Below are 7,698 nucleotides of genomic sequence, written 5' to 3'. Positions count from 1 at the left end.
CTTCATAATCGGAATTTCCTCATTTCCATTCGAGTAAACCACTTTTAGTATTGAAAATGGTTTATATTCTAACTCTTGATCCTTTGCATAAAGATTTATCTGCTTATGGAATAGTTGATAAGCATTCTCTTGCTCAGACAAGGTATGCGTTGTTTCGACTATTTCTTTTAAATTCTTGAAAGTTTGATAATTGTTCATACCAAAATGAGCAATTAAGTCTTTTTTCGAGTGTTTAGACCTTGCTTCCTCAAACCCACTGGATTCGTATCGTTTCACTGCATCCAAGAAATGGTTTTCGAAACTGAATTCTTTTAAAAAGTTTATTTCTGTTTCAAGGGCCTTGGCAACAACATCAAACTGGCTTTCAATTAACCCTTTTCCGAGTGCATTCCAAGGGAGTAGCTCACCATCAAATATGACCATACCGATTGCTTTTTCATCCATCCATGGCGAGAATTTTGCTTGGAGTTGGAAGAACACCTGTGTTAAATCAATATGAGTAATTTTATACCCATTTCGACTCACTGCATAACACTTCTCTATATCCTGAGACAAATAAATATTACAGCGAGAGCCCATATACTTCGGTTGAAGAACTACGTTACTTACACCAGCATCTTTGAAATAATCTAATGCCTTAGCCAAGCTTTCTAGTTCATTCTTTCGAAGATCCTTGTCGGCAGGGCTCATCGTGCCAGAGATGAAATTGACTTTGTTATGAAGTACATAATCTAGTCGTTTTTGGTCGTTTTCACTTAATTCAATTAGCATTACTTCCTTTGCCTTAGAGGAAAAGGCTGTCGGTAACCCATTAGAAAATGGAGTCTTATTTCCGCTTTCTGTTTCTTCAGTCTTGTCGGAAGAAGGAATACTCTTAAATAATGGCTTATTTGTTTGCAAAGTCAAACTTGTTAAGGCATTCCCTGATACACAACCTGTATCGATTCCAATTTTATTTTTCATACGAATCACTTCATTAGTGGCCACATGACCAAATACATGGTACGGAAAACTATTTCCACTTTCTTTTTCCAAAAAGCGTAGCTGCTCTTCGATATCTGCCTCGAAATCAGTTGCAAACCGACGTTGATTACGACGTGAGGTTGCATCCATTTTTCCAATATATTGATTATGACAAGGGGCATGAGTTAAGTAAAAGCTGTTATCCCTCTTACCGATAAATCTATAAAAATCACATGATAAATCCACAAGAACTTGAAACTTAGATTGCAGCTCAAGATCAGCTTCTAAAACCGGAATGGAAGTAAAAAAGTTTTCTAGTAATTGAGGATCCACACTTTGAATTTTGCCATTCATATATTTTGAGACAAAATTTTCGTGATTTCCTTTAACAAAATAAAAAAATTCTCGATTATGATAAAGAAACTCAATGGTTGCTTTCGTATTTTTTCCTTTATCGATAAAATCGCCAATTAGCACAAATCTTTTATCGCCACTCTTTGAAGTTTCCTGAATTTTACCATCAAGAATAGTAAATCCATGCAAATTAATCATTTGTTGTAATGTCGCTAGCTTCTCATGAACATCCCCAATGATGATGTAAAAATAATCGTGAGAAAGTATGTGATTAACATATTCTTGTAAATCTTCAACAACAATTTCATAGGAATTAGTATGTAGAAAGTTTTTTTCACGAATTCGATGGATGTCATCAAAGTCACTACGCCTTAATGTGGGTAATACATCACGTCGCATTCGGTTAACATGTGTTGCGATCACCTTTTTACTACGATCAGACGCGTAATAGTCTTTAATATTTTTGTAATCAAAAGCGATTGCCTCTAAGCGATAGTGATTTTCCTTCGCGATTGCGGTCACTTTTTTTCGAAAATCATCGGAAAGACCTGTTGTATCGACAACCACAAAATCAGCATTAACAGGAAAGCTCGTCACAGCCCTTAGTTTATGAAATAGTAGGTCAAACGCTTGGGCGGAGGACTCCATCATCATTGAATCATATTTATCATATGGAAAGCCAAGAATTTCCTGACGAATCTCATCACTTGATAGGTACTGGACATTACTCCGGTAATTTTTTTCTTCATCAAAAAACTGTAAATGAGGGATCAATACATTTTTGGCAAACGTTGTTTTCCCACATTCGGTCGGACCGATTAACATATAAATCGTATGTAGTTTCGTCTCGATTTTCATTCGATTTCCCCTCCTGAATATGTTAATACTAGTCCTTGTGTTGTGTGAATCCCGTTCACTTTGTCTCCGATACCGTGGTAAGAATAGTTCCAGTCAGGGGGAAGGATAGATTGAATCCAGCTTTTAAATTCTTGTTCATTCATTTCCCATTGATGATCATAATGACGTAACTCGATATCGTAAAATTGGTTAAAATCACGGTTTGGTGTCGTAATGATAAGCTTATGACAATTCACATGTTGAATGATTTTTAAAATCAATTCTTCAGCAGACTTTTCATCCATGTGCTCGATTACCTCTGTTAAGAGGACGTCGGCTAATTCATTCGTGTAGTTTGCAAGAAATTGATCAATAGATTCGTAAAGAACAATATTTGATATGTCATGGCGGTTTGCTTTTTCCGATACTTTTAAAAGTGCTGCCTCATCAATGTCAATCGAATGGACAAGATGGGGAATAATATTTGTACTAAAAGGTATGGAATAGGCACCCTCACCACAGCCGACATCGATGATTGGCAATCGAAACTCAAGCTGCCGTGTAATCCAGTCTTTTCGTTGGTTTGCGGTATTTCCAAAGGCAAAATCAATTTGATACTGTGATGTTTCTTCAATGAGTCCTTTGTATCGGTGGAATTTCTCTTTTTTTGTAAGCACGTTTCTGACAAACAAATAGCGAATGAAAAAAGGGGCATCAATCGCATTAATGTTACGGATATATTTTTCAATGGTTTCATTCGTCATGTCAAAATAAATTCGATTCATTAAAGACAAAAACATAAATAAGGTATTGCTATAATTAAAGAGCTCATACAGTGATTTCTTTGTCTTAATGGTAATTCGATAGTTTTGATGCGCTAACTCCTCCCAAAACAATTCGAAATCCTTAAAATGTAATTTGAAAAAGTGAAGATACCGAGTCTGTTCAACTAGAACAAGATTTACCATCAGGTGGTGCTCAAATCCCTCAATATCGTCATCTTGGTGCTTTTTTGATGCTGTTGCAAATAAATCAGCCACGACATTGAGAGGGAAAAGGGGTGTATTATATCGAGAGACATTTAAGTATTCAAACTGCTCATCTTTATCTTTTGGATAGGAAATATCATTTTCAGCATCTTTGAAATATACATTATATGTGTTAACATCTGAAAACCAACCGAAAATCTTTCCCTTACGAACGGTTCTCAACACCATACCTGAATTTGGATTTTTCCCCACGACAAAAGAAAACCTTGGATTTGAAGATCGTATTTGAAAAACAGCCATTTTAGACACCTCATAAAAATAAATGTTAAATGTGTAAAATTCTATTCGAGTTATTAATATCTTTCCTATGTATATGAATTTTAAATGCTCTTCACATACCTTTACTATTACCATTTGTGAAGTAAAGGAAACATAAACATAAGTGGGTGGGGCTTGTTACCATATTTCATTTTCATTTTCAGTAAAACCGTCTTGCTGCAGACAAGAATGGACTCTTCTATGTTGTTGGCAGCGACGAGTTCCTTAAGCAGAACATTGAGGTACTACGAGAACAGGGTATCAAGCCAGAACAGATTATGCTCGATAAGCGTGAGCAACTACTGCCAGAGTTTTTATCATTGGATTTGTCAATTTAAGAGAGACAAAATATTAAAAGATACAAGAGTTAAACAAGGCGGTCATAGAAAATGACTGCTTTGTTTTTTTATTTTATAATGGATATTTTTGGAATAATGAGTTAGTGTTGATATAGAAATATTGAGTAAATGGGCGGCTCTGTAAAAGATGATCAGAAATAATTCGTAGAGGAGGTATAAAGATGGACTTATTATTTTGGATTACTATTGGTTTCATCACAATTGGGTTAGTTATTCTCGTTTCATTAAAAAAAGGGATGGAAAGTAAGTTGGCTTTTATAAAAGCAAATATAGAAAGTATGGAAAGTTCAACAAAAACTTCATCCATTGTTTGGTGGATAGTGAGTACCACAGTTTGGGGAATAGTCAGTATGATTCTTATTGTTTGTTGGTTTCATAATTACTTTGGATAACAGGTGATTTCAGCGAAGTAGAAACAAAGAATTTAATACCAAGCATAAGTAATCTGAGGGGATGGTATATTGGTTAGTCTATTAGAAAACATATTCCAAATATCGGCAATAATACTACTCTTATGTTCATTATATTATTATAGGCATTTTAAAAAGGTTAAAAAAGAAAGGAAACTAACTTTATTTGAACTTTCGATTTATCTAATAACCCAAGTTGCAATCTATCTTTGTGCAGGTAGTTATATACTCCTGTTTTTGGATAGGAATTTTGGATAGAAAAGATAAAACCAAGGGATGACGTTTTTTTACACTTTGTTGTATTTTGCCTATATGGCAGTAACGGTTGGTTCAAGTACAGTTATTGTACGATCTGTTGCATTTAGATTTACAGTAGCACCGATTGGAATAGCAGCTTTATAAAAGCCGTGACCTGAAGCAAGGTTGATGATCAGTGGCTTATTCAACGGGACTATTAAAGCATTAATTAAGTCTTCATATGAGGTACGATAAGATACAGGGCAATTGGTACATTCCCCCATAATAATACCAAGACAATCTTGAAATTTACCTGACATTAACAATTGAATTAAATACCGATAAATCATTGTAGCTGGGGCATGGGTTTCTTCTAAAAAAAGTATTTTTCCTTGTGTATTTATTTCATAGGGTGTACCGATTGCATTGACAAGCGAAGTCATATTTCCACCCACTATTGGACCTGTTACATTACCTGGTACTAAACTCCTTAAGGCGATGTCCGGTGGGTTCGTGATTGTCCTGGGAGAAATAAATGTAGAAGTTGCTTCAAAAAATTGATTGAAATTGTATGCAGGTGTTTCTGGTCTAAAGTCAATGAGCATTAAACTATGGAATGTTATTAAATTACTAAATTGATATAAACTATTTAATAATACTGTCATGTCACTATAACCAGAAATAATTTTAGGATTCTGTCTTATGACATCAAAATTTAAATAAGGAAGAATGCTCTGAACCCCAGTTCCACCACGGGTGGCAAGGATCATATCGACACTCGGATCTCTAAACATATTCATTAAATCATCTGCCCTATGTTTGGCTGATGCTGCTACGATGCCATTGTGAGAATAAACATAATGGCCAAAAACGATATTGAAGCCCAAATTTCTCAAGACTTGTACTCTAGTATTAATCGTATCTGCTTCAAGAGGGGTGCCAAGCGTAACTAATCCAATTGTATCTCCTCTTTTTAACACCGGGGGTCTTATTGCCATAATTTCCACTCCTCAAAGTCATTTACGAATAACACTCCATTTTTGATATTGTATGAAGTAACCCAGACATTTATTAATTAGTGTCAGAGTGAGAACGGCTAATTGTACGCGAACCCCTAAACTAATTGTGGAAAATCTAGTTCCATATGGACCTTGGAATTTTTTCCCGAAAGAAAAAGCACCGCAAAATACGGTGCAAAATTGATTTTCATTTTTAGCATGACAAATCCTTCCCCATATGTAAAAACCGGTACGTCATAAAAAGCCCAATGAAAAACAAACAAAGGGCGAAATAAGCGGGAAGCAAATGAATAAAAGTCGTATACCCAATCGCAAAATGAATCCAAATTCCTGCAAAGAAAGCGGGAAGTCCACCAATGAGTAAAGTCCACCACACCCATTTATTTCCTTGTTGAAATCCCCAAAGTGAAATGGTTAGCACTAAAAAGCCAACACTAAGAAGGGCGCTCCCAAAACCGGCACGGTCATGGGCAATCACTGAAATCAATTTATCATTAAATAAATCCAGCATTTCAGGTGGCATGCAAATATAAAGAAGATCAGTTGGCACAAACACATTTGTTATTCCAATAACTGAGATCACAATACCCCCTAATACAAACGAAAACCCAAGGGTGATAAACGCTAATTGTCCTATCAAACTTTGTTTCCAAACCCGGTGATTACGAGTATTAAGCGATGTTGGCGTTCCTTTAAGCTGTCTTGTTTTCATAAACCCAGTTAAATAGATTGGTAGTAAAATAAGCCAAAAAATCAGGTGAAGCCAATCAAAATACCCGTAACCAATAAATAAGAAAATCCCTAAAAACCCAAGAATGGCGGCAAGATCGATTGCTTGTTTGGCCCAAAGAAGATGCTTTCGAACCCCGAAACGTGCTAAAGCCATATAGACGATACCGCCAGAAATCATAGTCCCGGCGAGTGTCATTCGATCATGAGCCATAAAATAAAGAATCCGTTCATTAAACAAGTGGATTTCCTCTCTTTGCATTCCAAGAAATTGCTCATCATAAGGAAGAACAATGGTTGTCAAACTAAAAAGAACAGCTATTACGCCTCCAATAAAGATAGACAATCCAAATAGCCAATACCAAATCCACGCGGGATGAAGCGGTGGCTTTGGTTGTCGTTTTTGTAAAAGGGCTTCGGTGATTCGTTTCGTAAGACCAGGCCCAGAAAAAACATAACCTTCTGAAAGCAGGACAAGATCAGCCCCTGCATCAAAAAGTGTAAGAGCATTGGCTGGCTCATAAATACCACCGACCGTGATGATCGGTAGAGTAAACCCGTTTTCTCTTAAATAATAAAGGGAATCTAGTAATTCCCCCAAATAGTGATCATTGGGTATATCCATTGATTCATCGATCACGATCCCAGAACAAGTAGATTGAATACGATCAAGAGAAAGATCTTTTACTTTTCCAACTGGAATAGAAAGATAAACGGGATGGTTAGTTGTAAAACGAAGCTCCGGAACCGAAGTTACAAAAGTAGCAACATATGGCTCTAATTGAGTAATTAATTCCTGTTGTTCCTCACTCGAACCAGCCAATCTTGCCCAGACAGGCTGTTTTGGCTTCCACTTTTCAAGTTTTTGCACCGTTTTCTTAATTCCGATTGATTCATAGTTTGTAGAAAACTGGATTTGCTGTTTTTGCCAATCCACGATTGGAAGAGTAGGATCCTTTGTTGGCTCTTTTGCCACTGGACCAATTTCGATAAAACCAAATCCAAGGTTTGAAAAAGCGTTTGAACCAGTTAATAGCGGATCAATTTTTCCAGAAAGTCCAACTGGATTTGGATAGGTAATGCCATGAATTTCTTTTTTTACGAGTTCAGAAGATTCCTCTCTACCCAGAAAATGAATAAGACGATGTCCTCCAGGGACGGAGGCAATAGTATTCATTCCTCGGTGGATAAATTCCCGAGAATGATAGGGAGAGAGACGTGATAAAATAGGTTTAAAGAGACCATGATACGACCAATCAGGCATAATTCCGTTCCCCCATGAAAGGCATTTACCTGTATTGTAACATAATTAACAATCCCCATAACGAAAAAACCGAACGCTACTTAGGCATTCGGTACAAGAATTAAATCAAATACGACTTGGCGTATTTGCGCCCGATTTTTAGGCCCTCACGATGTGGGTCATGAAGACGTTGCCACAGGATGTGGCGTCTTTAGTCTTCGGTCTTACTGCGAGATACAG

Annotated in this window: 5 protein-coding genes and 1 pseudogene; 2 read left to right on the top strand and 4 right to left on the bottom strand. The window is 36.5% G+C overall.

Features of this window, described 5'->3' with window-relative positions; translation table 11 throughout:
* On the bottom strand, positions 1-2,175 hold a 2,175-nt coding region (locus tag V7147_RS21485), incomplete at its 3' end, for a metallophosphoesterase (protein WP_335369849.1).
* A complete protein-coding gene (locus V7147_RS21480) occupies positions 2,172-3,443 on the bottom strand; it encodes a class I SAM-dependent methyltransferase (RefSeq protein WP_335369848.1) in 1,272 nt (423 codons plus the stop codon). The genes V7147_RS21485 and V7147_RS21480, both read right to left, overlap by 4 nt.
* Before the next feature lie 191 nt (positions 3,444-3,634).
* Between V7147_RS21480 and V7147_RS21475 the strand changes: the two are divergent.
* Both V7147_RS21475 and V7147_RS21470 read left to right on the top strand, forming a co-directional pair.
* Positions 3,635-3,799: pseudogene (locus tag V7147_RS21475) on the top strand (dihydropteridine reductase); the annotation flags it as partial.
* Between the two features lie 182 nt (positions 3,800-3,981).
* Positions 3,982-4,212, top strand: a complete 231-nt coding sequence (locus V7147_RS21470; protein WP_335369847.1) for a hypothetical protein — start codon at positions 3,982-3,984, stop codon at positions 4,210-4,212.
* A gap of 326 nt (positions 4,213-4,538) precedes the next feature.
* Here V7147_RS21470 and V7147_RS21465 read toward each other — a convergent pair whose 3' ends face one another.
* Both V7147_RS21465 and V7147_RS21460 read right to left on the bottom strand, forming a co-directional pair.
* Entirely contained in the window at positions 4,539-5,465 is a 927-nt protein-coding gene (locus V7147_RS21465; protein ID WP_335369846.1) for a S66 peptidase family protein, read from the bottom strand.
* Positions 5,466-5,679: 214 nt separating this feature from the next.
* The gene (locus V7147_RS21460) at positions 5,680-7,479 is read right to left on the bottom strand and encodes a dihydroorotate dehydrogenase (protein ID WP_335369845.1); all 1,800 of its coding nucleotides are present in this window, start codon (positions 7,477-7,479) and stop codon (positions 5,680-5,682) included.
* Between the last annotated feature and the right edge of the window lie 219 nt (positions 7,480-7,698).

The organism is Bacillus sp. JJ1521, from assembly GCF_036965165.1.
Taxonomy (GTDB): Bacteria; Bacillota; Bacilli; order Bacillales; family Bacillaceae_L; genus Ferdinandcohnia.
This window is presented reverse-complemented; position numbering and strand designations above follow the sequence as displayed.

Excerpts from the sequence above, each read along its gene's own strand:
- V7147_RS21480 (WP_335369848.1), bottom strand. The coding sequence starts at position 3,443 with ATGGCTGTTTTTCAAATACGATCTTCAAATCCAAGGTTTTCTTTTGTC.
- V7147_RS21470 (WP_335369847.1), top strand. The coding sequence starts at position 3,982 with ATGGACTTATTATTTTGGATTACTATTGGTTTCATCACAATTGGGTTA.
- V7147_RS21465 (WP_335369846.1), bottom strand. The coding sequence starts at position 5,465 with ATGGCAATAAGACCCCCGGTGTTAAAAAGAGGAGATACAATTGGATTA.
- V7147_RS21460 (WP_335369845.1), bottom strand. The coding sequence starts at position 7,479 with ATGCCTGATTGGTCGTATCATGGTCTCTTTAAACCTATTTTATCACGT.